General features: G+C 71.1%; 17 protein-coding genes. 14 read left to right on the top strand and 3 right to left on the bottom strand.

The annotated features are described in order from the left end of the window. The first annotated feature begins 3 nt into the window (after positions 1 to 3). The 5 genes from sucD to LPC08_RS18780 all read left to right on the top strand — a co-directional run bounded on the left by sucD (position 4) and on the right by LPC08_RS18780 (position 8,941). Positions 4 to 894 (top strand): succinate--CoA ligase subunit alpha, encoded by an 891-nt coding sequence (sucD, locus tag LPC08_RS18800; RefSeq protein ID WP_230449762.1) that lies wholly within the window; start codon positions 4 to 6, stop codon positions 892 to 894. A 241-nt stretch (positions 895 to 1,135) separates the two neighbouring features. Beyond that, complete coding sequence (locus LPC08_RS18795; protein WP_230449761.1) at positions 1,136 to 2,464, top strand: MFS transporter; 1,329 nt, start codon at positions 1,136 to 1,138, stop codon at positions 2,462 to 2,464. Positions 2,465 to 2,785: 321 nt separating this feature from the next. Next, positions 2,786 to 5,680 carry a 2-oxoglutarate dehydrogenase E1 component gene (locus tag LPC08_RS18790; protein WP_230449760.1) on the top strand — a complete coding sequence of 965 codons (2,895 nt, stop codon included), beginning with the start codon at positions 2,786 to 2,788 and terminating at the stop codon, positions 5,678 to 5,680. Positions 5,681 to 5,698: 18 nt separating this feature from the next. Next, complete coding sequence (gene odhB, locus LPC08_RS18785) at positions 5,699 to 6,949, top strand: 2-oxoglutarate dehydrogenase complex dihydrolipoyllysine-residue succinyltransferase (RefSeq protein WP_230449759.1); 1,251 nt, start codon at positions 5,699 to 5,701, stop codon at positions 6,947 to 6,949. Between the two features lie 687 nt (positions 6,950 to 7,636). After that, on the top strand, positions 7,637 to 8,941 hold the full coding sequence (locus LPC08_RS18780) for an MFS family transporter (RefSeq protein WP_230449758.1): 1,305 nt from the start codon (positions 7,637 to 7,639) through the stop codon (positions 8,939 to 8,941). Between the two features lie 102 nt (positions 8,942 to 9,043). On the opposite strand, the gene LPC08_RS18775 is transcribed toward LPC08_RS18780, so the two are convergent. Beyond that, a complete protein-coding gene (locus tag LPC08_RS18775; RefSeq protein ID WP_230449757.1) occupies positions 9,044 to 9,280 on the bottom strand; it encodes a CsbD family protein in 237 nt (78 codons plus the stop codon). A gap of 178 nt (positions 9,281 to 9,458) precedes the next feature. Here LPC08_RS18775 and trpS point away from each other — a divergent pair, with 178 nt between their 5' ends. Both trpS and metW read left to right on the top strand, forming a co-directional pair. Next, positions 9,459 to 10,460, top strand: a complete 1,002-nt coding sequence (gene trpS, locus LPC08_RS18770) for a tryptophan--tRNA ligase (protein ID WP_230449756.1) — start codon at positions 9,459 to 9,461, stop codon at positions 10,458 to 10,460. A gap of 134 nt (positions 10,461 to 10,594) precedes the next feature. Then, complete coding sequence (gene metW / locus LPC08_RS18765) at positions 10,595 to 11,206, top strand: methionine biosynthesis protein MetW (RefSeq protein ID WP_230453113.1); 612 nt, start codon at positions 10,595 to 10,597, stop codon at positions 11,204 to 11,206. 637 nt (positions 11,207 to 11,843) lie between these two features. Here metW and LPC08_RS18760 read toward each other — a convergent pair. Further along, entirely contained in the window at positions 11,844 to 12,653 is an 810-nt protein-coding gene (locus LPC08_RS18760) for an IclR family transcriptional regulator (protein ID WP_230449755.1), read from the bottom strand. A gap of 299 nt (positions 12,654 to 12,952) precedes the next feature. After that, positions 12,953 to 13,912, bottom strand: coding sequence for a Bug family tripartite tricarboxylate transporter substrate binding protein (locus tag LPC08_RS18755; RefSeq protein ID WP_230449754.1), 960 nt, complete (start codon positions 13,910 to 13,912; stop codon positions 12,953 to 12,955). Positions 13,913 to 14,082: 170 nt separating this feature from the next. Here LPC08_RS18755 and LPC08_RS18750 point away from each other — a divergent pair, with 170 nt between their 5' ends. The 7 genes from LPC08_RS18750 (at position 14,083) to LPC08_RS18720 (ending at position 22,280) form a co-directional block, all read left to right on the top strand. Next, positions 14,083 to 15,390, top strand: coding sequence for an MmgE/PrpD family protein (locus LPC08_RS18750; RefSeq protein ID WP_230449753.1), 1,308 nt, complete (start codon positions 14,083 to 14,085; stop codon positions 15,388 to 15,390). Between the two features lie 112 nt (positions 15,391 to 15,502). Next, complete coding sequence (locus LPC08_RS18745; protein ID WP_230449752.1) at positions 15,503 to 16,501, top strand: aminopeptidase; 999 nt, start codon at positions 15,503 to 15,505, stop codon at positions 16,499 to 16,501. Between the two features lie 369 nt (positions 16,502 to 16,870). Further along, positions 16,871 to 18,439 (top strand): ABC transporter substrate-binding protein, encoded by a 1,569-nt coding sequence (locus LPC08_RS18740; RefSeq protein ID WP_230449751.1) that lies wholly within the window; start codon positions 16,871 to 16,873, stop codon positions 18,437 to 18,439. Beyond that, the gene (locus LPC08_RS18735; RefSeq protein ID WP_230449750.1) at positions 18,436 to 19,368 is read left to right on the top strand and encodes an ABC transporter permease; all 933 of its coding nucleotides are present in this window, start codon (positions 18,436 to 18,438) and stop codon (positions 19,366 to 19,368) included. The genes LPC08_RS18740 and LPC08_RS18735 overlap by 4 nt, the downstream gene beginning before the upstream one ends. Continuing rightward, on the top strand, positions 19,365 to 20,255 hold the full coding sequence (locus LPC08_RS18730) for an ABC transporter permease (protein WP_230449749.1): 891 nt from the start codon (positions 19,365 to 19,367) through the stop codon (positions 20,253 to 20,255). Before LPC08_RS18735 ends, LPC08_RS18730 begins: the two co-directional genes overlap by 4 nt. After that, a complete protein-coding gene (locus LPC08_RS18725) occupies positions 20,248 to 21,267 on the top strand; it encodes an ABC transporter ATP-binding protein (protein ID WP_230449748.1) in 1,020 nt (339 codons plus the stop codon). The genes LPC08_RS18730 and LPC08_RS18725 overlap by 8 nt, the downstream gene beginning before the upstream one ends. Then, on the top strand, positions 21,267 to 22,280 hold the full coding sequence (locus LPC08_RS18720) for an ABC transporter ATP-binding protein (protein ID WP_230449747.1): 1,014 nt from the start codon (positions 21,267 to 21,269) through the stop codon (positions 22,278 to 22,280). The genes LPC08_RS18725 and LPC08_RS18720 overlap by 1 nt, the downstream gene beginning before the upstream one ends. Positions 22,281 to 22,285 lie beyond the last annotated feature (5 nt).

Below are 22,285 nucleotides of genomic sequence, written 5' to 3'. Positions count from 1 at the left end.
ACCATGGCCATCCTCGTCGACAAGCACACCAAGGTCATGACCCAGGGCTTCACCGGAGCCCAGGGCACCTTCCATGCCGAGCAGGGCATCGCCTACGGCACGAACTACGTGGGCGGCGTGACCCCGGGGAAGGGCGGGCAGACCCATATCGGCCTGCCGGTCTTCAACACGGTCGCCGAATGCGTGGAGGCGACGGGCGCCGACGCCTCCGTCATCTACGTGCCCCCGCCCTTCGCCGCGGACTCCATCCTGGAGGCCATCGCGGCGGAGGTGCCGCTGATCGTCTGCATCACCGAGGGCATCCCGGTGCTGGACATGGTCAAGGTCAAGCGCGCGCTGGACGGCTCGAAGTCCCGCCTGATCGGGCCGAACTGCCCGGGCGTGATCACGCCCGAGGCCTGCAAGATCGGCATCATGCCGGGCCACATCCACAAGCGCGGCTCGGTCGGCGTCGTCTCCCGCTCCGGCACGCTGACCTATGAGGCGGTGGCGCAGACCACGGCGGCGGGGCTGGGCCAGTCCACCTGCGTCGGCATCGGCGGCGACCCGGTGAAGGGCACCGACTTCCAGGAGGTGCTGGAGATGTTCCTGGCCGATCCCGAGACCAAGCAGATCGTCATGATCGGCGAGATCGGCGGCCAGTCGGAGATCATCGCGGCGGAGTTCCTGGGCCGGGAGAACAAGCCCGGCTCGGCCAACTACAAGCCCGTGGTCGGCTTCATCGCCGGCGCCACGGCGCCTCCGGGCCGCCGCATGGGCCATGCCGGCGCGGTCATCTCCGGCGGCAAGGACACCGCCGCGGCGAAGATGGAGGCCATGCGCGCGGCCGGCATCCATGTCGCGGAGAGCCCGGCGGCGCTGGGCTCCACCATGATCAAGGCCGTCAAGGGCTGACCGGCCGGCGCCCGGCCGCCTTCGGGCGGAGCCGGGCGCCAAGCCTGCCGACAAGATACCCTTGCCGACAAGACACCCGCCGGACACCTGCCGGCGCGGGTCACTCTTGTATCTTTCCCGTGTCTGAAGGCCGCCGCCCCAGGGGTGGGCGGCCTTCTCCGATTTGCCGCCTCGGAACCGCCTGTCCCGCCCGCCTCGCCGGAGGGTGGCGGCTGCCCGGGGGCCTGACACGGGAAACGCCATGACCGGCCCAGAACCAGCCATCTCCCCGGGCCTCGCGGCCACCGCTCCTGCCGCCTCGAAGGTCGGCACCGTGCTGCGGGTGACCAGCGGCAACTTCATGGAGATGTTCGACTTCTTCCTGTTCGGCTTCTACGCCACCCACATCTCCAGGACCTTCTTCCCGGCCGGCAGCGAGTTCGCCTCGCTGATGCTGACCTTCATGACCTTCGGCGCGGGCTTCCTGATGCGCCCGCTCGGCGCGATCCTGCTCGGCGCCTATGTCGACCGGATCGGGCGGCGCCGGGGCCTGATCGTCACCCTGGGCATCATGGCCTGCGGCACCATCCTGATCGCCTTCGTGCCCGGCTATGCGACGATCGGCCTGCTGGCGCCCTTCCTGGTGCTGGTCGGGCGGCTGCTCCAGGGCTTCTCCGCCGGCGTCGAGCTGGGCGGCGTCTCCGTCTACCTCTCCGAGATGGCGACCCCCGGGCACAAGGGCTTCTACGTCTCCTGGCAGTCCGCCAGCCAGCAGGTGGCGATCATGGCCGCCGCGGCGCTGGGCTTCGCGCTGAACCGGGCGCTGCTGCCGGCGGAGATGGCGGAATGGGGCTGGCGCATCCCCTTCCTCATCGGCTGCATGATCGTGCCGGTGCTGTTCTATATCCGCCGCTCGCTGGAGGAGACCCAGGCCTTCCTGCACCGCACCCACCGGCCGACGGCGGGCGAGGTCTTCGCGACCCTGGGCCGGAACTGGCGCATCGTGCTGCTGGGGATGCTGCTGGTGGTGACCACCACCGTCTCGTTCTACGCGATCACCGTCTACACCCCCACCTTCGGCAAGACGGTGCTGGGCCTGACCGACACGCAGAGCCTGGCGGTCACCTTCTGCGTCGCCCTGTCCAACTTCTTCTGGCTGCCGGTGATGGGGGCGCTGTCGGACCGCATCGGGCGGCGGCCGGTCCTGCTGGCCTTCTCGGCGCTGACGGCGCTGACCGCCTATCCGGCGCTGGCCTGGCTGGTCGGGCACGTCACCTTCCTGAACATGCTGCTGGTGCTGCTGTGGCTGTCCTTCCTCTACGGCAGCTACAACGGGGCCATGGTGGTGGCGCTGACGGAGATCGTGCCGCCCGAGGTCCGCACGGCCGGCTTCTCGCTCGCCTACTCGCTCGCCACCGCCCTGTTCGGCGGCTTCACCCCGCTGGTCTCCACCTGGCTGATCGAGGCGACGGGCAACAAGGCGGCGCCGGGCCTGTGGCTGGCCTTCGCCGGGGCCTGCGGGCTGGTGGCGACGCTGATCGTCTACCGGCCCCGCGGGGCCCTCGCGCCGATGGCCGGCCGCGCCGCCTGAGACGGGCCACGCCGCCGGGAGGGAGCGCCGCGCTCCCCGCCCCCCCCCCGGGGGGCTCCTGCGCGGCGCCGCCTGCCCGCCTGGGGGCGATGCCCGCCGCCCCGCCCGCCCCTCATCGGGGCCCGGCGCCCGCCCATGGCCCCGACGGGGCGCGCGGCGCCCCTGGCGCGGGACTGCCGTGCTTCGGCGCCATGTGAAGCGCGGTGCCATGGTGGTGCCATCCGTCCTATGTTAACCGGCGTCGCCCCATGAAGCGGGCGTCTTTGGTTTTCTGAGCCGTCCGCCCGTCCGGGGTCAGGCCGGGAATGCAGGAGGACAGCGATGCCGGGTGTGGACATCCTCGCGACCGCGATGACGGGGGGCAACGCGGCCTTCCTCGCGGATCTCTATGCGCGCTGGGTGGAGAACCCGACGAGCGTCGATGCCTCCTTCCAGGAGCTTTTCGCCGCGCTGAACGACGACGCGGTGGCCATCCTGCACGACGCCTCCGGCGCCTCCTGGGCCCCCCGCCCGCGCGGCGGCTTCGCCCCCGAGGAGCCGGCGCCGGCCCCCGCCAAGGGCGGCAAGGGCGAGGCGAAGGCCGCCCCCGCCGCGGCGCCCGCCGACCCGGCGGTGGCGCGGCAGCAGGTGCTGGACAGCATCCGCGCCCTGATGCTGATCCGCGTCTACCGCGTGCGCGGCCACCTGGAGGCCAGCCTGGACCCGCTGGGCCTGCAGAAGATCAAGCCGCACCCGGAGCTGGACCCGAAGACCTACGGCTTCACCGACGCCGACTGGGACCGCCCGATCTTCATCAACCAGGTGCTGGGCCGCGAGACGGCCACCCTGCGCGAGATCGTGGCGGTCTGCCGCGCCTCCTACTGCGGCTCGATCGGCGTCGAGTTCATGCACATCCAGGACCCCGACCAGAAGGCCTGGATCCAGCAGCGGATCGAGGGCGCGCCCTGGCTCGGCGCCTTCGGCAAGGCGGATAAGACCCGCATCCTGGAGCAGCTGACCGAGGCGGAGGGCTTCGAGGCCTTCTGCGCCCGCAAGTACGTCGGCACCAAGCGCTTCGGGCTGGAGGGCGGTGAGTCCGCCATCCCGGCCATCCGCCAGGTGATCCACACCGCCGCCGAGGGGGGCGTGGACGAGGTGGTGATCGGCATGCCGCACCGCGGCCGCCTGAACACCCTGGTCAACGTCGTCCGCAAGCCCTTCGTGCAGGTCTTCTCGGAGTTCAAGGGCGCGCCCTCGCACCCCGACGACGTGCAGGGCTCGGGCGACGTGAAGTACCACCTGGGCACCTCGACCGACGTGGAGGTCGCGGGCCGGCAGGTCCACCTGTCGCTGCAGCCCAACCCCTCCCACCTGGAGGTCATCGACCCGGTGGTGGTGGGCAAGGTGCGCGCGCGCCAGGACATGGCGGGCGACACCAAGACCCGGCGCAGCGTCATGGGCATTCTGATGCACGGCGACGCGGCCTTCGCCGGCCAGGGCGTGGTGTACGAGACCCTGGCGATGAGCCAGCTCATCGGCTACCGCACCGGCGGCACCGTCCACATCATCGTCAACAACCAGATCGGCTTCACCACCACCCCGGCGCATGCCTATTCCGGCCTGTACTGCACGGACGTGGCCAAGAGCATCCAGGCGCCGATCCTGCACGTGAACGGCGACGACCCGGAGGCGGTGGTCTTCTGCGCCTGCATGGCGGCCGAGTACCGCATGCTGTTCGGCGCGGACATCGTGCTCGACATCGTCTGCTACCGCCGCCACGGCCACAACGAGTCGGACGAGCCGGCCTTCACCCAGCCGCTGATGTACGCCCGCATCAAGGAGACGCCGACCACCCGCACCAAGTACGCGGCGCGGCTGGTGGCCGAGGGCACGCTGACCGAGGACGAGACCAGGGCCATCCAGGAGCGCTTCGACGCCACGCTGGAGGAGGCCTTCCAGGCCAGCCAGAGCTTCAAGCCGAACAAGGCCGACTGGCTGGAGGGGCACTGGGCCGGGCTGAAGGCCGCGGGTTCCGAGGACGGGGACGAGGACCACGCCACCGCGGTCGGGCTCGACACGCTGCGCGAGGTGGGCGGCGCGCTGTCGCGGGTGCCGCAGACCTTCAACGCCAACCCCAAGATCCTCCGCCAGCTCGAGGCCAAGAAGCAGGCCATCGAGACGGGCGAGGGCATCGACTGGGCGACCGGCGAGGCGCTGGCCTTCGGCACGCTGCTGCTGGAGGGGCACCGGGTGCGCCTGTCGGGCGAGGACGTGCAGCGCGGCACCTTCTCCCAGCGCCACTGCGTCCTGATCGACCAGAAGGACCAGGCGGAGTACATGCCGCTGAACAACATCCGCGAGGGCCAGGCGCGGATGGAGGCGTTCAACTCGCTGCTGAGCGAGATGGGCGTGCTCGGCTACGACTACGGCTACACGCTGGCGGACCCGCAGACCCTGGTGCTGTGGGAGGCGCAGTTCGGCGACTTCGCCAACGGCGCCCAGGTGGTGATCGACCAGTTCGTCGCCTCGGCCGAGACCAAGTGGCTGCGCATGTCCGGCCTCGTGATGCTGCTGCCGCATGGCTATGAGGGGCAGGGGCCGGAGCACTCCTCGGCCCGGCTGGAGCGCTACCTCCAGCTTTGCGCCGAGCGGAACATGCGGGTGGTCAACATCACCACCCCGGCCAACTACTTCCACGCCCTGCGCCGGCAGATGAAGGCGAACTACCGCAAGCCGCTGGTGCAGATGACGCCCAAGTCGCTGCTGCGCCACAAGCTGGCGGTGTCCAGCCTGGCCGATTTCGGCCCCGGCTCGGCCTTCAAGCTGGTGATCCCGGAGATCGACGCGATCGGGCCGGAGGAGAAGGTGAAGCGCGTCGTGCTGTGCACCGGCAAGGTCTACTACGACCTGCTCCAGGCCCGGCGGGAGGCGAAGCTGGAGGACGTGGCGATCGTCCGCGTCGAGCAGCTCTACCCCTTCCCGGAGAAGACGCTGCCGCAGGTCCTGGCACCGTACCGCAACGCCGAGGTGATCTGGTGCCAGGAGGAGCCCGAGAACATGGGCGCCTGGAATTTCGTCGACCGGCGGATCGAGAAGGTGCTCAAGGGGCTGGACATCAAGGCCAAGCGGCCGGAATACGCAGGCCGAGTTGCGGCCGCGAGCCCGGCGACCGGTTCGGCCAAGGCCCATGCCCAACAGCAGCAGGCCCTGGTCAACCAGGCGCTCGGCCTCTCCTGACGGGACGGAAAGAGACCGATGAGCGACATCCTGGTGCCCACCCTGGGCGAGAGCGTCAGCACCGCCACCGTGGCCCGCTGGCTGAAGAAGGCCGGCGAGGCGGTGAAGGCCGACGAGCCGTTGGTGGAGCTGGAGACGGACAAGGTCACGGTCGAGGTGAACGCCCCGACCGCCGGCGTGCTGGAGGCGATCGCGGCCGATGAGGGCGCCGAGGTCGAGGTCGGCGCGCTGCTCGGCAGCATCGCGGCCGGCGGCACCGCCGCGGCCGCGGCGCCGAAGCCGGCCTCCGCCCCCGCCGCCGAGACCCCGGCCGCGCCGAAGGTCGAGCCCGCCCGCCCGGCCAGCGGCCCGGTGAGCCGCCCCGGCGGCGCCGAGACGCCGCAGAAGCAGGAGCACGCGCCCCTGCCGGCCGCGGCCAAGCTGATGGCGGAGGGCGGCCTCGCCGCCAGCCAGATCGGCCAGGGCAGCGCCAAGGACGGCCGCATCGCCAAGAGCGACGTGCTCGCCTATCTGAACCGCCCGGCCCCCGAGCCGGCGAAGGCGGCCCCCAAGGCCCCGCGCGCGCCGGAGGCGGGCGAGGAGCGGGTGAAGATGACCCGCCTGCGCAAGACCATCGCCAGCCGGCTGAAGGAGGCGCAGAACACTGCCGCCATGCTGACCACCTTCAACGAGGTGGACATGACGGCCGTGATGGCGCTGCGCAACGAGTACAAGGACGCCTTCGAGAAGAAGCAGGGCACCAAGCTCGGCTTCATGTCCTTCTTCGTGAAGGCCTGCGTCGCCGCGCTGCAGGAGTGGCCGGCGGTCAACGCGGAGATCGATGGCGACGAGATCGTCTACAAGCACTTCGTCAACATGGGCATCGCCGTCGGCGGCCCGAGCGGCCTGGTCGTGCCGGTGCTGCGCAACGCGCAGGACCTGTCCTTCGCCGAGATCGAGAAGGCCATCGCCGGCTTCGGCAAGCGCGCCCGCGACGGGCAGCTCAAGCTGGAGGAGCTGTCGGGCGGCTCCTTCACCATCACCAATGGCGGCATCTACGGCTCGCTGATGAGCACGCCGATCCTGAACCCGCCGCAGTCGGGCATCCTGGGCATGCACAAGATCCAGGAGCGCCCGATGGTGGTGGGCGGCAAGATCGAGGTGCGGCCGATGATGTACCTCGCCCTCTCCTATGACCACCGGATCGTGGACGGGAAGGAGGCGGTGTCCTTCCTCGTGCGCGTCAAGGAAGGCATCGAAGACCCGCGCCGCCTGATGCTCGGCCTGTAATACCAACGGCGGGATGACCTGACCTGTCGTGCTGTCGTGTTCCGGCGGTGGACCGGGAGGGGACGCTGTCCCCTCCCAAACCCTCCCCTGCCGGGGCCACAAGCGGGCCCCGGACCCCGCTGGGAGTCTGGTGCTTCGTGGCCGCCGTCAGCCTGCGGTCTGAACCCTGACGGAGCGCGGACAGGCGGGACTCCGAAAAAGCTTCAGAAGGCGTCAGCGAGCGCGGCGGCCGTACCCGCCGAGGAGCCAAGCTCCTCGGCGCTGTGACCCCGTGTCAGGCTGTCCCGCGGCAGCGCCAAATGGGTCCAGGGCCCGCAGGGTCCTGGCGGAGTGGGGGTACGGGGGCGAGGCAGCGCCTTGCCCCCGGGCCACGGGCACCACGCCGATACGGATCGGCGCATCGCGCCATCCTTGTAACACCCGCGCCCGACAGGGCCGGGGAGGGGGCGGGGCTTCGGCCTCCGCCCCTTTTTCATGGCGGTTGCCATTCCCGGTCATGTGTCATGCCGATGACAGCCCGGCGGGATGCTCCGGTGCACAGCCGCGGGGGCGGGCGTAGAGCGGGGGTGGAACGGCGGACCCGTGGCAGGGCCGGCTTCCGGACCCAGGCTGGCCTGGGTCCCCGGCCGGGGGAATCGGCCGTGGGCCCGGACCAGCCCCACCCCCAGTCTGGACGGGATACGGACGATGGACAGCGGCGCGATCGTCGTCGGCGAGGCCCATGAGATGCGCAAGCGCATCCGGGCCATCGTCGGCGCGGCTTCCGGCAATCTGGTCGAGTGGTACGACTTCTACGCCTATGCCTTTACCGCGCTCTACTTCGCGCATGCCTTTTTCCCCAGCGGCAACACCACCGTCCAGCTGCTGAACACGGCGGCGGTCTTCGCCATCGGCTTCCTGATGCGCCCGATCGGTGGCTGGCTCTTCGGGCGGTTGGGCGACCGGAAGGGGCGCCGCTTCTCCATGCTGGTCTCGGTGCTGATGATGTGCGGCGGCTCGCTGCTGATCGCGGTGCTGCCGACCTACGAGACCATCGGCCTCGCCGCGCCGGCGCTGCTCCTCCTCGCCCGCATGGCCCAGGGCCTGTCGGTGGGCGGCGAGTACGGCACCGCCGCGACCTACATGAGCGAGGTGGCGACGCAGAAGAACCGCGGCTTCTACTCCTCCTTCCAGTACGTGACTCTGATCGGCGGCCAGCTCCTCGCCGTGCTGGTGGTCGTGGTGCTGGAGCTGCTGCTGACGACGGAGCAGTTGCGGGCCTGGGGTTGGCGCATCCCCTTCGTGATCGGCGCGGCGACGGCGGTGGTGGCGCTCTACCTGCGCCGCTCTCTGCACGAGACCTCGACGGCGGAGAGCCGGGCGGACCGCAAGGCGGGCACGATCCGGGCCCTGTTCGACCACCCGCGCGCCTTCCTGACCGTGCTGGGTCTGACGGCCGGCGGCAGCCTGGCCTTCTACACCTTCACCACCTACATGCAGAAATACCTGGTCAACACCGCCGGGTTGCCGGTGAAGACCGTCAGCGTGCTGATGGCGGTGGCGCTTTTCCTCTATATGGCCATGCAGCCGCTTTTCGGCGCTCTGTCGGACCGGGTGGGGCGGAAGAATCTGCTGCTGGTCTTCTGCGCCGGCAGCCTCGTCACCACGATCCCGCTGCTCGGCGCGCTGGGCACCGCCGCCTCGCCGATGACGGCGCTGGGGCTGCTGCTCGTCGCGCTGGCCATCGTGAGCTGCTACACCTCCATCAGCGGCGTGCTGAAGCCGGAGCTCTTCCCGGCGGAGATCCGGGCCCTCGGCGTGGGGCTGTCCTATGCCATCGCCAACGCCCTGTTCGGCGGCACGGCCGAGTACGTGGCCCTCAGCTTCAAGAATGCGGGGGTGGAGAGCCACTTCGGCTGGTACGTGACGGGGATGATGGTGATCGCCACCATCGCCGTGCTGCTGATGCCGGACATGCAGAAGCACGGCTACATGCGCGAGGAGCACTCCTGAGCGGCGGGGAGACACGGAAACGGGGCATGGCCGGCCGCCATGCCCCGTCCCGGGCTCCGTCGCGGGCCGGGCCGCCCGGTGCCGGGCTCCGGCGCGCCGCGGTCAGATGATCCGCAGGCGCCCCAGCACCCAGCCGATGCCCAGGGCGATCAGGGCCGACTTCAGCGGCTGGTCGCGGATGCAGTCCTCCAGCTGGCCCATGGCGTTCTGGGCCTGGCCCTCGAACTGCCGCATCTGACCGCGGGCCTGGGTGTCCCGGTTGCCGGTCATCTCGCCGACCTTCTCCTCGAGCTTGCCGTAGCCCTGGCGCACCGCGCCGGTCACGCGATCGGAATCCATGCTGCCTCTCCCATCCTCTGGCCGCCCGGCGGGAAACGCCGGGCCTTGCCCGGACGGAACGCGGGGAAGGCCGCGTGGTTCCGGACGCCACACGACATCTGGGCGGCGGGGTTGACGGGGCGCGGGGGGCGCGGGATGACCCGGACCCCTTCCACAACAGCTCCGGTCTCCACCCCCGATGCAGCGCGTCTTCTCGGGCATCCAGCCCTCCGGCATCCCCACCCTCGGCAACTACCTCGGCGCCATCCGCAACTGGGTGCCGATGCAGAACGGGGATTCCTCGCTCTTCTGCGTGGTGGACCTGCACGCCATCACCCAGCCGCAGGACCCGAAGGAACTGGCGAAGCAGACGCGGGAGATGGCGGCGGCGCTGATCGCCTGCGGCCTCGACCCGGAGCGCTGCATCCTCTTCGTGCAGAGCCACGTCCATGCCCATGCCCGGCTGGCCTGGATCTTCAACTGCGTGGCCCGCATCGGCTGGCTGAACCGCATGACCCAGTTCAAGGACAAGGCGGGCAAGGACCGGGAGAGCGCCTCCTCCGGCCTCTACGTCTATCCGAACCTCATGGCCGCCGACATCCTGGCCTATCACGCCACCGAGGTCCCGGTGGGCGACGACCAGAAGCAGCACATCGAGCTGGCCAACGACATCGCCGAGAAGTTCAACCACGACACTGGCGAGGACTTCTTCCCGCGCATCGAGGCCCGCATCCAGGGCGTCGCCGCCCGGGTGATGAGCCTGCGTGACGGCAGCAAGAAGATGAGCAAGTCCGACCCCTCGGACCAGTCGCGCATCAACCTGACGGACGACGCGGACACGGTCGCGCTCAAGATCCGCCGCGCCAAGACCGACCCGGAGCCGTTGCCCTCCGAGACCCGCGGCCTGGAGGCCCGGCAGGAGGCGCGCAACCTGGTCGGCATCCTGGCCGCCATCACCGACAGCACGGCCGATGCCGTGCTGGCCGAGCATGGCGGCAAGGGCTTCGGCGCCTTCAAGGAGGTGCTGGCCGAGGCGCTGGTGGCGAAGCTCTCGCCCATCCAGGCGGAGATGAAGCGCCTCCTCGACGACCCGGCGGCGGTGGATGCCGCACTGCGCCGCGGCGCGGGGAAGGCGGCGGCCATCGCCAACCCGATCGTCACCCGGGCGGAGGAGTTGGTGGGCTTCCTGCCCGCCCGCTGAGCCCGCGGTTCGGAAAGCAGCTTCACGCCTTCGGGCGTGAGCGCCCCGCGGCGAACCTCTTTCGCCGCCGCGGGGCAGGGGAGGAGGACGCCGTGCCCGATACCGCGCAGCCGGTGCGCTATGTCGCGAAGAACATGCGGCTGGACCTGCGGCTGATCGCCGAGATGATCCCGCAGGGCGCCCGCGTGCTCGACATCGGCTGCGGCGACGGCGCGCTGCTCGACCACCTGACGCGCGAGAAGGGCGCGGATGCGCGGGGCATCGAGATCGACATGGCCGAGGTCGCCCGGGCCGTGGGCAACGGGCTGGCGGTGATCCATGGCGACGCCGACACCGACCTGGCCTTCTACCCGGACCAGGCCTTCGACTACGTGGTGCTGTCCCGCACCTTCCAGGCGGTGGAGAAGCCGCGCGAGGTGCTGCGGCAGATGCTGCGCATCGGCACCCGCGCGGTGGTGTCCTTCCCGAATTTCGGCCATTGGCAGATGCGCTGGCGCTTGCTGGTCACCGGCCGGATGCCGGACACGGACACCTGGAACCGCCCCTGGTACGAGACGCCCAACATCCACCCCTGTACCATCCTGGACTTCTTCGCCCTGTGCGAGAAGGACGGCTACGTGGTGGAGCAGTGGCTGGCGGTGGACGAGCACGGGCTGCGCGCGCCCTGGCGGAGCTGGGTCCGTCTGGCGAACCTGTTCGGCGAGCAGGCCCTCTTCGTGCTGCGCCGGGCGGACACGGCAGGCTGATCCGGCGCGGCCCCTCCCCAGGCACCCACCTCCTGCCAGGGCGGATGCCAGCCAGTGACCCGGGCGGGCCGCAGGTTCGCGGCGCCGCGTCGTATGTCATGCTGGCGGGATGGCCTGATCTGTGGTGTTCCGGCGGTGGACCGGGAGGGGACGCTGTCCCCTCCCAGACCCTCCCCTGCCGGGGCCACAAGCGGGCCCCGGTCCCCGCTGGGAGTTTGGTGCTGTGCGGCAGCCGTCAGCCTGCGGGCTGAACTCTGACGGAGCGCGGACAAGCGGGACTCCGAAGAAGCTCAGAAGGCGTCAGCGAGGGCTGAGGCCGTACCCGCCGAGGAGCATGGCTCCTCGGCGCATCGACCCCGTCGCAGACTGTCCCGCGGCAGCGCTGATCGGGTCCAGGGCCCGCAGGGTCCTGGCGGAGTGGGGGTACGGGGGCGAGGCAGCGCCTTGCCCCCCGGGGAACGGGCACCACGCCGGCACGGATCAAGGCATCCCGCCGTCCGTCTCACACGGCCGCACATGTCGCGGCGTCCGTGGCGGGGGCCGGCGGCCAGCATGGGCTTGGAAGGGCAAGCGGCATCGCCCCTAGTGCCGGGGGACGCGACCTGCTTCGCCAGGCGGAGGGATTGAGGTTGCCCCCTCAGATCGCGCCACCCGGATAGGTGCCGCGGAATCCCAGTGTGCGGCTCAGCGCGTCGGCCTGCCGCCGGAGCAGGCTCGCGAGTCGCGCCTCGTCCACCGCCTCGGCGCGCATCTGCGGGATGGTGAGGCAGAGACTGGCGATGACCCGCCCGTCGGCGCGGAAGACGGGTGCGCCCATGCCGAAGGCGCCGACCACCTTCTCCCCGCGCGACGTGACATAGCCGCGCTCCAGGAAGGGGCGGAGCTCCTTGCGCAAGTCCTCCAGGGTCGGCGCCGGGCGGCCGGTGCCCGGCGAGGGTTCGCCGCGGGCCAGCGCCGCCGCCTGCTCCTCCTTCGGCAGAAAGGCGAGGATGGAGCGTCCGGTCGCGCCCCAGAGAAGGCTGTGCGCGGTGTAGAGCTGCATCTCGTAGCGCAGGGGGTGGGAGGAGTTGATGCCTTCCAGCAGGCTGACCTGATGCGTCGCGGGCAGATGAACGACGAAGAGGCAGGCCTCGTTGCAGCGGTCGACGATGGCCTGCATGAAGGGCCGTGCCACATCCTTCAGCGTGCGGCTCGACGCGATGAGCCAGCTGATCCGCGCCATCTCCACGCCGACCTGGTAGCGACGGGATGCAGGATCGTGGTGCACCATGCCCTCGCTGCCGAGGAGATGCAGCAGGCGGTGCACCGTGCTCATGGGCAGGCCGAGCGCGTCGGCGGTCTGCTTGATCGTCACCTCCTGTCCGGCTTCGGCCAGGAAGCGCAGGAGGTGCACCACCCGCTGGACCGTGCCGGCGGTCTTCGCATCCGCCCCGCTCGCTGCGCTCATCGATTCCCCGCCGCCATGGAGGGCGCAGGATAGCGCAGACTTTAATTCCGTTCAACGGAATAAACGGCCGTTTGGCGGAGCTGCTGGACCTTCAGTTCGCCTGGCGCTTCTCCGACGAGGCGCTGCTGGTCCGCCGGGTGAAGACCCCGGATGTCCGGCGCTTGGCCGGCCGGGCCTTCCCCTGCCGGCCAAGGCTGCGCGCCGCTTCGGCGGGGCGTCCGACGCCGGGCGGGAGGTGGGTGGCCACCCCGCCGCCGGCCATGACCGCGGGATGCCCCTTCATTGGCGCCGTCACGCTCTCACTGGGCGGGTGCCAGGTCGAGCTCGTCCAGGACAGGGGTCCAGAGGCGCAGTTCCCGTTCCATCTCACGCTGCGCCTCGGCCGGGGTCGAGGTGAGGACGGTATAGCCGCGCTCCCGGAACCCACGCACGATCTCTGGATCCCGCAGGATCGTGTTCAGCGCCGTATTGAGGGTGGTGACGATGGGAGCCGGGGTGGCGGCAGGGGCGAAGAGGAGGAAGCGCAACCCGGACCCGGCGTCGTCCACGCCCTGCTCCAGCGAGGAGGGAATCTCCGGCGCCAGCTCGTCCCGCTTGCGCGCGTGCACGGCGAGGGCCTTGAGCCTGCCCTCGCGGATCAGGGGCAGCACGGAGCTGAGGCTGAAGACCGCGAAGTCGACCTGGCGGCCGATCAGATCCGTGACGGCCGGCGCGGTGCCGCGATAGGGGATGTGCTCCACCTGCGCGCCGAGGGACTTGGCGATCGCCATGGTGCCGAGGTGCTGCGGCGTTCCCACGCCCGCCGTGGCGAAGGTCAGCGGCCTGCGCTTCGAGGCCGCCATCAGCTCCGGCAGCGTCGTGACGGCGAAGGAGGGGCTGACGACGAAGACGTTCGGCGTCTCCGCCATCATGCCGATCGGGGCGAGGTCCTTGAGCGGATCGTAGCGCACGTCGGAGATCGTGCGTGGGTAGACGCTGATGATCGTGGCCTGCGCCAGCAGCGTGTAGCCATCCGGCGGTGCTTTCGCGACGCGGTCGGTGCCGATGCTTCCCGACGCCCCGGCGCGGTTATCGATGATGAAGGGCTGGCCCAGCGCCCGCTCCAGCCGCGGCGTCAGCAACCGCAGCAGCACGTCCGTGCCGCCGCCGGGCGGGAAGGGCACGACGATCTGCACGGGCCGCGTCGGATAGGCCTGGGCCAGGGCGGGGCGTGGGGCGAATGGCGCCAGTGCCAGAGCTGCCAGTGTTCTGCGACGCATGGCGTCCTCTTCCCCTCTGCATTCCGATATTCGGAATATGTTTCTGTTGACCGGCATACTGGCGGCTGATAAGGCCTCTGTCGAGCAAAAAGACGCCGTCGCTCCGGGGCGACCGGGCCGAGAGGAACGATATGTCCGCGACATTCATGTCCGTTCTCTGCGAAGCCGTGATGGCAAGCGACGGCGGCGCCCCTGGCACGCGTGCGCTGCTTGGTCGTGCCATCGCCGACACCCTGGCCTGCGCCGCCGCCGGCGCGGCCGAACCTGCCGCACGGACGATGGTCGACGCCTATGCTGCCTTCTCCGGCACGCGCGCCTGGTCGGGGGACCGCCTTCTCGGCGAGGAGGCCGCGGCCATGGCGGATGCCGTCGCCGGTCATGCCCTCGATTTCGACGACGTGTTCCTGGAGAGCGCGACGCATGCGAGCGTGGTGATCCTGCCGGCGATCCTCCGCCTGGACCGGCAGGACGATCCGGACGAGACCCTCGCCGCCTTTGCCGCCGGCCTGGCCACGGCACTCGCCGTCGCGCGGCGCCTGGGGGCGGGCCACTACCACCGCGGCTGGCATGGCACGAGCACGATCGGCATCTTCGCCGCCACGGCCGCCGCGGGCCGGCTGTTGCGCCTGGACGCACGCCGCCTCGCCTGCGCCTTCGCCATGGCGGCGGCGCAGTCCGGCGGGCTGCGGCTGAACTTCGGCACCATGGCCAAGCCCGCCCAGGTCGGCTTCGCGGCCGCCGCTGGACTGCGCGCCGCGCGCCTTGCCGCCGCGGGCGTCACCGGCAGCGCGGACATCTTCGGTCCTGGAGGCTTCGCGGAGCTGTATGGCGCCGAGGACGCGGCCATCATGCCATCCGCCGACTCGTTCCTGCCGCGGCCGGACTTGATGTCGCTGAAGCTCTACCCCTGCTGCTACGCAGCGCACCGCCTGATCGGCGTCACGCTCGATGCGCGCGCGGCGCTCGGCTCCGCCCTGACCGACGCGGCGCGACTACGCGTGACCGCACCGTTCCGCAGCCTGGAGGTGCTCCGCTACGACCATCCGACCAGCGGGATGGAGGCGAAGTTCTCCGGCCGCTACTGCATCGCCGCCGCCTGGCGCGACGGACCACCGGGCGTCGCGCATTTCGGCGCCACCCCGCGAGAGGCGGTGCTGGAGAGGATCGACCACGTGGAGCTGCGCGAGGATCCGGCGCTCGACAGTGGCGGCGACATCACCTTCGGACATGTCGTGCTGGAGGTGTTGGACGAAGCCGGCGGCGTGCTCGGCCGTTTCGAGCGCACGGCCATCCCCGGCTCGCCGCTCGATCCCCCGTCCCGGGAGCAGGTGGCTGCCAAGCTGGCGGACTGCTTCGACGGGTTCGAGGCGCGCTTCGGCCGCCTCTTCCCGATGCTCGATCGATTGGAAGCGATCCCGGAAGCGGCCTTCTGGCTGGCCGTTCCCGCGCCCAGCAGGGCCGAGCCGGCCATCGGCTGAGAATCGGGAGGCGGCGCCGGGAGGTGCTGCTGGCCGAGGAGGCCATTCCCGCCAGAGCCGCCGAACGGGCCGGCCCAACCCCGCATCGAACCAGCGACAGGACCCCTTCCTCATGTCACAGAAGATGATGGAGATCGCGCGTGCTTTTCAGAACAGCCTCCGGCTGAACGCGAAGGCGGGCGACAAGATCCTCGTGATCACGGACACGGGCATGGACCCGCTGCTGTGGCAGGGCCTCGCCACCGCCGCGACCTGCATGGACATGGAGCCGGTCGTCACCATCATGACGCCGCGGGCCCATCACTCCGCCAACCCGGCGACGCCCGTGGTGAAGGCCGCCCTGGACCCGGAGGTCGACCTGGTCTGCTATCTCACCAGCACGGCGATGGCCCATGCGCGCATCACGGACGACCTCGTGGAAGCGGGCAAGAAGTTCATCCTGATGGAGGAACTGACGGTCGACATGCTGAAGCAGGGCGGGCCGGCCTGGGCGGACTACCCGGCCATGGACAAGCTGGGGCGGAAGCTCGCCGCCCTCTACACGGCTGCCGACACCATCCGCGTCACCTGCCCGAACGGCACCGACCTGACGGCGAGCATCAAGGGCCGCGTGGGGCGTTCCATCACCGGCATTCCGCTCGCCCTGCACCCGGGCAAGGGCGGCGGCTGCGCCTTCCCGGATGGCGAGGCGCATGTCTGCCCGGTGGAGGGGACCGGCGAGGGCCGCGTGGTCTTCGACGTGACGGCGCATTCCGTTGGCGCGCTGAAGGATCACCTGATCCTGACGGTCGAGCAGGGAATGGTCACGCGGATCGAGGGCGGGCCACAGGCGGAGATCTGGCGCAGCATCCTGCAGAAGGCGAACGACCCGCCGAGCTACAACTGCCCCGCCGAAATCTCGGTCGGGCTGAATCGGAACGTCACGCCGACGGGCTGGATGCGGACCGACAAGAAGATGTACGCCACCGCGCATATCGGTGTCGGCGACACCATCGTGCTGGGCGGCACCTGCCACGCGAAGCTGCGGCTGGAGGGCGTGATCCGGCATCCCGAGATCTCGGTGGACGGCGAGGTCATCACCCGGGAGGGGAAGATCCTTGTTGATGGGTGAACGCACCCCCTGACGCTGGCCATGGCCTGCGGGGCGCGCCGCTGTCGCGGGGCGCCGCCATGGAGCGGGGGCCTGGCCGGATCTGGTGATCACGTGGCCAGCGGGAAGCGGCGTGCGAGCCGGCTCGAGACCCGCGCGGCCATGCATCCGGCGCCGGAGGGTCTCGGGCCGGCGCGTCCGCTCCTCGCGCGATCGTTGCGGAAGTCGAGCATCACGCGGCGCGGGCCGCATCGTCGCCCCGCAGGCGCGCGGCGAACCGGCGTCGCGCGGGGCCGGGTCCTGGTATGCGGTTTGCTAGAGTTTCCCCCAAGGGTGCGGGCCGTACGTTCTGTCGACGCCTCCCGCACGCGCTGGAACTGGAGGAGCCGCATGCCGACCCGTCGCGCCGTGATGTATGCCGCCGCAGGAAGCCTCGCCGCTCCGCTCATCCCCCGGCCCGCCGCCGCAGCCACCCGGGAGCTGCGCTACCGCCTGACGGAAGATCCCGAATCCCTCTACAGCGGCCAGAGCGTCTCCCTCACCGTCAGCACCTGCCTGAACTTCCTGCATGACCGCCTCGTCTACATCGACGAGGACGGAAAGGCTCAGCCCTGGCTGGCGGAATCCTGGTCCTTCAGCGACGACAACAAGCAGATCACCTTCAAGCTGCGTCCCGGAACGAAATTCCATGACGGCACCGACTTCGATGCCGCGGCGGTGAAGTTCCACTTCGACAACATTCTCGACCCCAAGCTGGCCTCCCCGGTGCGCGGGCAGATCGCGGCGCTCGACAGCTGCGACGTGCTGGACCCGCTGACCGTCCGCCTCAGCTTCAGCCGCCCCTTCGCCGCCGCCATGATCCTGCTGGCGAGCGCCAGCTACGGCTTCAACTCGCCGGCCGCGGTGCAGAAGGCCGGACGGCAGTACGGGCGCCGCCCGGTCGGCACCGGCCCCTTCATGTTCAAGTCGTGGTCGGCGGGGAGCGAGATCGTGCTGGTGCGCAACCCGCGCTACCGGCAGCTGCGCCCCGATGCGCTGAACAAGGGCCCCGCCTATGCCGAACAGGTGACGCTGAGCGTGCTGCCCGAGGAGGGGGTCGCCTTCTCAGCGCTGCAGACGGGCGAGCTGAGCGCCGCGGAGCTGCAGACGGACACGGTGGACCGGCTGCGCCAGGACCGCCGCTTCTCCGTCGTCATCGACGACAAGGCGAAGAACATCCTGTTCATGGAGTTCTCCTTCCGGCCGCCCTTCGACGACCGGGTGATGCGCGACGCGCTCAGCCATGCCATCGACCGCGAGGCGATCCTGCGCGCCTCCTACAGCGGCTATGGCGCCGTCAACCTCAGCCCGCTCTCCCGCGGCATCCCCGGCTACGACGCCGCCGTGGCCGAGGCCCATGGCACCCCGTACGATCCGGGGAAGGCCAGGGCCCTGCTCGATCAGGCCGGCTGGACGGTGGGGCCCGGGGGGCTGCGCGCGAAGGACGGCAAGGAGGCGAAGTTCGCCATCCGCTCCTACGCCAACCCGGTGACCGACCGGGCCCTGGCGGTGATCCAGAGCAACCTCGCCGCCCTGGGCATCCAGGTCAGCATCTCCACCGCGGACTGGGGCACCTTCTACCCCTCCCTGCTGCGCGACGGCTGGGACCTGGCGCTGAACCGCTGGACCTACAGCGACCCGCTGGTGCTGACCAACCTGTTCCGCCCGCCGGGCCATCGCCGCAACCTGCCGCCCGACGAGGCGCTGACGCGGCTCCTCACCGCCGTCGACTCCACCCTGGATCCGGCGGAGCGGCAGAAGGTGGTGTCCGAGGCGCAGAAGGCGATCCTGGACCGCCGCCTGATGATCCCGATCCTCACCAACCATCAGGTGACGATCACCCAGGCGGGGCTGCAGAACTACCGGTTCGACTACCTGAACCAGGTGCTGAACGGCGACGTGCGCATGAGCGACTGGTGAGCCGCTACGCCCTGCGCCGCCTGCTGATGGCGCTGCCGGTGGTGGCGGGCATCCTGCTGGTCACCTTCCTGATCCAGGCGGTGATCCCGACCGATGCCGTCACCGCCATGTATGAGGGGCAGGTCACGGAGGAGGAGGCCGCCGAGGCGATCGCCGCCATGCGGGAGCGCTACGGCCTCGACCAGCCCTGGTATGTCCAGTTCGTCCGCTACGGCGCCAACGTGCTGCAAGGCGACTTCGGCGAGTCCATCCGCCTGCGCAAGCCGGTGGTGGAGGAGATCGGCTACCGCTTCGCCAACACCCTGACCCTGACCGGCACGGCGCTGCTGATCGGCATCGCCATCGGCGTGCCCATGGGCATCCTCTCGGCGGCGAGGAAGGACACCTGGCTGGATGTCGGCGCCATGACGGTGGGGCTGCTCGGCATCTCCATGCCCGCCTTCTTCTTCGGCCTGCTGCTGATCCTGGTCTTCGCCGTCTGGCTGCAATGGATCCCCGTGGTGCCGCGCGGGGGCGCGGCGCTGCTGCTGCCCGCCCTGACGCTGGGGCTGATCGAGGCGGCGCCGCTGTCGCGCATCGCCCGCTCCGCCATGATCGAGATCCTGCGCCGCGACCATATCCGCGCCGCCCGTTCCCGCGGGATGGGCGAGCTGGCCGTCATCTGGCGCCACGCCCTGCCGGGCACGCTGCTGGCGGTGATGACGGTGATCGGCCTGCAGTTCGGCAACCTGCTGGGCGGTGCCTTCATCATCGAGGTGATCTTCGGCTGGCGCGGCATCGGCGAGCTGGGGGTGAAGGCGATCCAGTGGCGCGACTTCGCCCTGACCCAGGCCATCATCCTGATCAGCGCCGGGGCGCATATCGGGGCCAACCTGCTCGTCGACCTGCTCTATGCCTGGATCGACCCGCGCGTGGACTACGGCCAGTGAGCCTGACCGCGGAGGCGCCGACCGCCGCGGCCCCCCTGCCGGCACGGCGCCGCGGCGGGTGGCGCTGGGTGCTCGGCCGGCTGCTGCGCAACCCCTCGGCCCGGATCGGCGGCGGGGTGCTGCTCCTCATCCTGGTCTGCGCCGCCTTCGCGCCCTGGATCGCGCCCCACGATCCGCTGGCGGTGGACACGCTGGGCCGGCTGAAGCCGCCCAGCGCCGGGCACTGGCTGGGCACGGACGAGGTGGGGCGCGACCTGCTCAGCCGGCTGGTCTTCGGCACGCGCTACTTCCTGCTGATCTGCCTGATCGCGGCCTCCATCTCGGCGGGCTGCGGCATCCTGCTCGGCCTGCTGGCCGGGGCGGGCTCGCCGCTGGCGGATACGCTGATCATGCGCTTCACCGACATGCTGCTCGCCTTCCCCTACATCCTGCTGGTGCTCGCCATCGTCGCCATCCTGGGCCCCAGCCTTTGGACCGCGATGATGGCGGTGGGGATCGCGGGCATCCCCGGCTATGCCCGGCTGATCCGCTCCGTCGCCCTGACGGTGAAGCAGGAGGAGTACGTGGAAGCGGCCCGGGCGCTCGGCGCCAGCGAGGCGCAGATCATCTTCGGCACGGTGCTGCCCAACACCATCTCGCCCCTGATCGTCTACATGTCCTACGCCACGCCGATCGCGGCGCTCTCCGCGGCGGCGCTGTCCTTCCTCGGCCTGGGGGCGCAGCCGCCCGCGCCGGAATGGGGGGCGATGCTGGTGAACTCCCGCTCCTTCCTCTTCACCGCCTGGTGGGAGGTGGCCGCGCCGGGCCTGGCCATCTTCGTCGCCATCTTCGCGATGAACCTGCTCGGCAACGGGCTGCGCGACGTGCTGGACCCCCGCGATGTCTGAGGCGCCCCTGCTGGAGGTCCGCGGGCTGCGGACGCAGTTCGGCGAGGGACCCGCGGCGGTGCGCGCGGTGAACGGCGTGGATCTGGCCGTGCACCGCGGCGAGGTGCTCGGCCTGGTCGGTGAATCCGGCTGCGGCAAGACGGTGCTGGCGCTGTCCCTGCTGCGGCTGATCGAGCCGCCGGGGCGCATCGTGGAAGGGCAGGTGCTGTTCGACGGGCAGGACGTGCTGGCGATGCGCGCCCGCGCCCTGCGCGACCTGCGCGGCCGGGACATCGCCATGATCTTCCAGCAGCCCAAGGCCAGCCTGGACCCGCTGATGCGGATCGGGGCGCAGATCGCCGAGCCGCTACGTCTGCGCGGCGGCCGCAACCGCACCGATGCCTGGCGGGAGGCGGTGTCGCTGCTCGGCTCGGTCGGCATTCCCGCCCCCGAGCAGAAGGCGCGTGCCTATCCGCATGAGATCTCCGGCGGGCAGGCCCAGCGCGTGATGATCGCCGTGGCGCTCGCGCTGCGTCCGCGCCTGCTGCTCGCCGACGAGCCGACCACGGCCCTCGACGTCACGGTGCAGGCCCAGATCCTGGCCTTGCTGCGCGACCGCTGCCGCGCGCTCGGCACGGCGCTGATCCTGGTCACGCACGATATCGGGGTGATCGCGCAGATGGCCGACCGGGTGGCCGTAATGTACGCCGGCCGGGTGGTGGAGACCGCGCCGGTGGGCCCGCTGCTCCGCAGCCCCGCGCATCCCTACACGCGCGGGCTGCTCCGCTCCGCCCCGGTCATGGGCGCGGTGCAGCCGCGCCTGCGGGAGATTCCCGGCGGCATCCCCGACCTGTCGCGCCGCATCCCCGGCTGTGCCTTCGCCCCCCGCTGCGACGGGCGGGCACAGGCGGGGGCGGCCCGCTGCGACGGCATGGCCCCGCCCCGCTTCCTGGCGCAACCGGGGCACGAGGGGCGCTGCTGGCTGCAGGCCGGGGCGCCGGAGCTGGCCCCCGCCCCGGCGGGGTGGTCGTGATGCCGGACGCGCTGCCGGCGGCGGGGCTCGGCCGCGCCGCCACCCGCGTGCCGCTGCTGCGCGCCGCCGGGCTGGTCGTGCGCTTCCCGGTGCGGGCCGGGGTGATGGGCCGCCCGGTGGCCTGGGTGCATGCGGTGGACGGCGTGGACCTGACCCTGGCGGCGGGCGAGACGCTCGGCCTGGTGGGCGAGTCCGGCTGCGGCAAGTCCACTCTCGGCCGCACGCTCCTCGCGCTGCGCCGGCCCGACGAGGGGAGCGTGGAGATCGAGGGGAAGCGCATCCTCGACCTGCCGCCCGCCGGGCTGAAGGCGGTGCGCCGCCATGCGCAGCTGGTCTTCCAGGACCCGGTGGCCTCGCTGGACCCGCGCCGGACCGTGGGGGCCTCGGTGCGTCTCGGGCTCGACCTGCACGGCATCGGCACCCGGGCGGAGCGCGAGGCGGTGGTGGCGCGGATCCTCGGCCGGGTCGGGCTGCGGCCGGAATTCGCCGACCGCTTCCCGCACGAATTCTCCGGCGGGCAGCGCCAGCGCGTCGGCATCGCCCGCGCCCTGGTGCTGGAGCCGCGGCTGCTGGTCTGCGACGAGCCGGTCTCCGCGCTGGATGTCTCCGTGCAGGCGCAGATCCTCAACCTGCTGAAGGACGTCCAGGCGGAGCGCGGCCTGGGGATGGTCTTCATCTCCCACAACCTCGCCGTGGTCGAGCACATGGCCGACCGGGTGGCGGTGATGTACTACGGCCGCATCGTGGAGCTGGCGTCGCGCGCCGCCCTCTACGAGCGGCCGCAGCACCCCTATACCCGCGCGCTGCTCGACGCCGTGCCCTCGGCCGATCCGGCGCGCCGCGTGGCGCCGCCGCCGCTGGGCGAGCCGCCCGACCCCGCCGCCCTGCCCAGCGGCTGCCGCTTCCGCTCCCGCTGCCCCATCGCCATGCCGCGCTGCGCCGAGGCCGAGCCGACGCTGCTCGACCTCGGCGGGGGGCATGGTGCCGCCTGCTGGGCGGCGCAGGCCGCCTGAACCAC

This window comes from Roseomonas sp. OT10 (genome assembly GCF_020991085.1).
Classification (GTDB): Bacteria; Pseudomonadota; Alphaproteobacteria; order Acetobacterales; family Acetobacteraceae; genus Roseomonas; species Roseomonas cutis.
The sequence above is the reverse complement of the archived record's forward strand: the minus strand, read 5'-3'. Positions and strand labels throughout refer to the sequence as shown.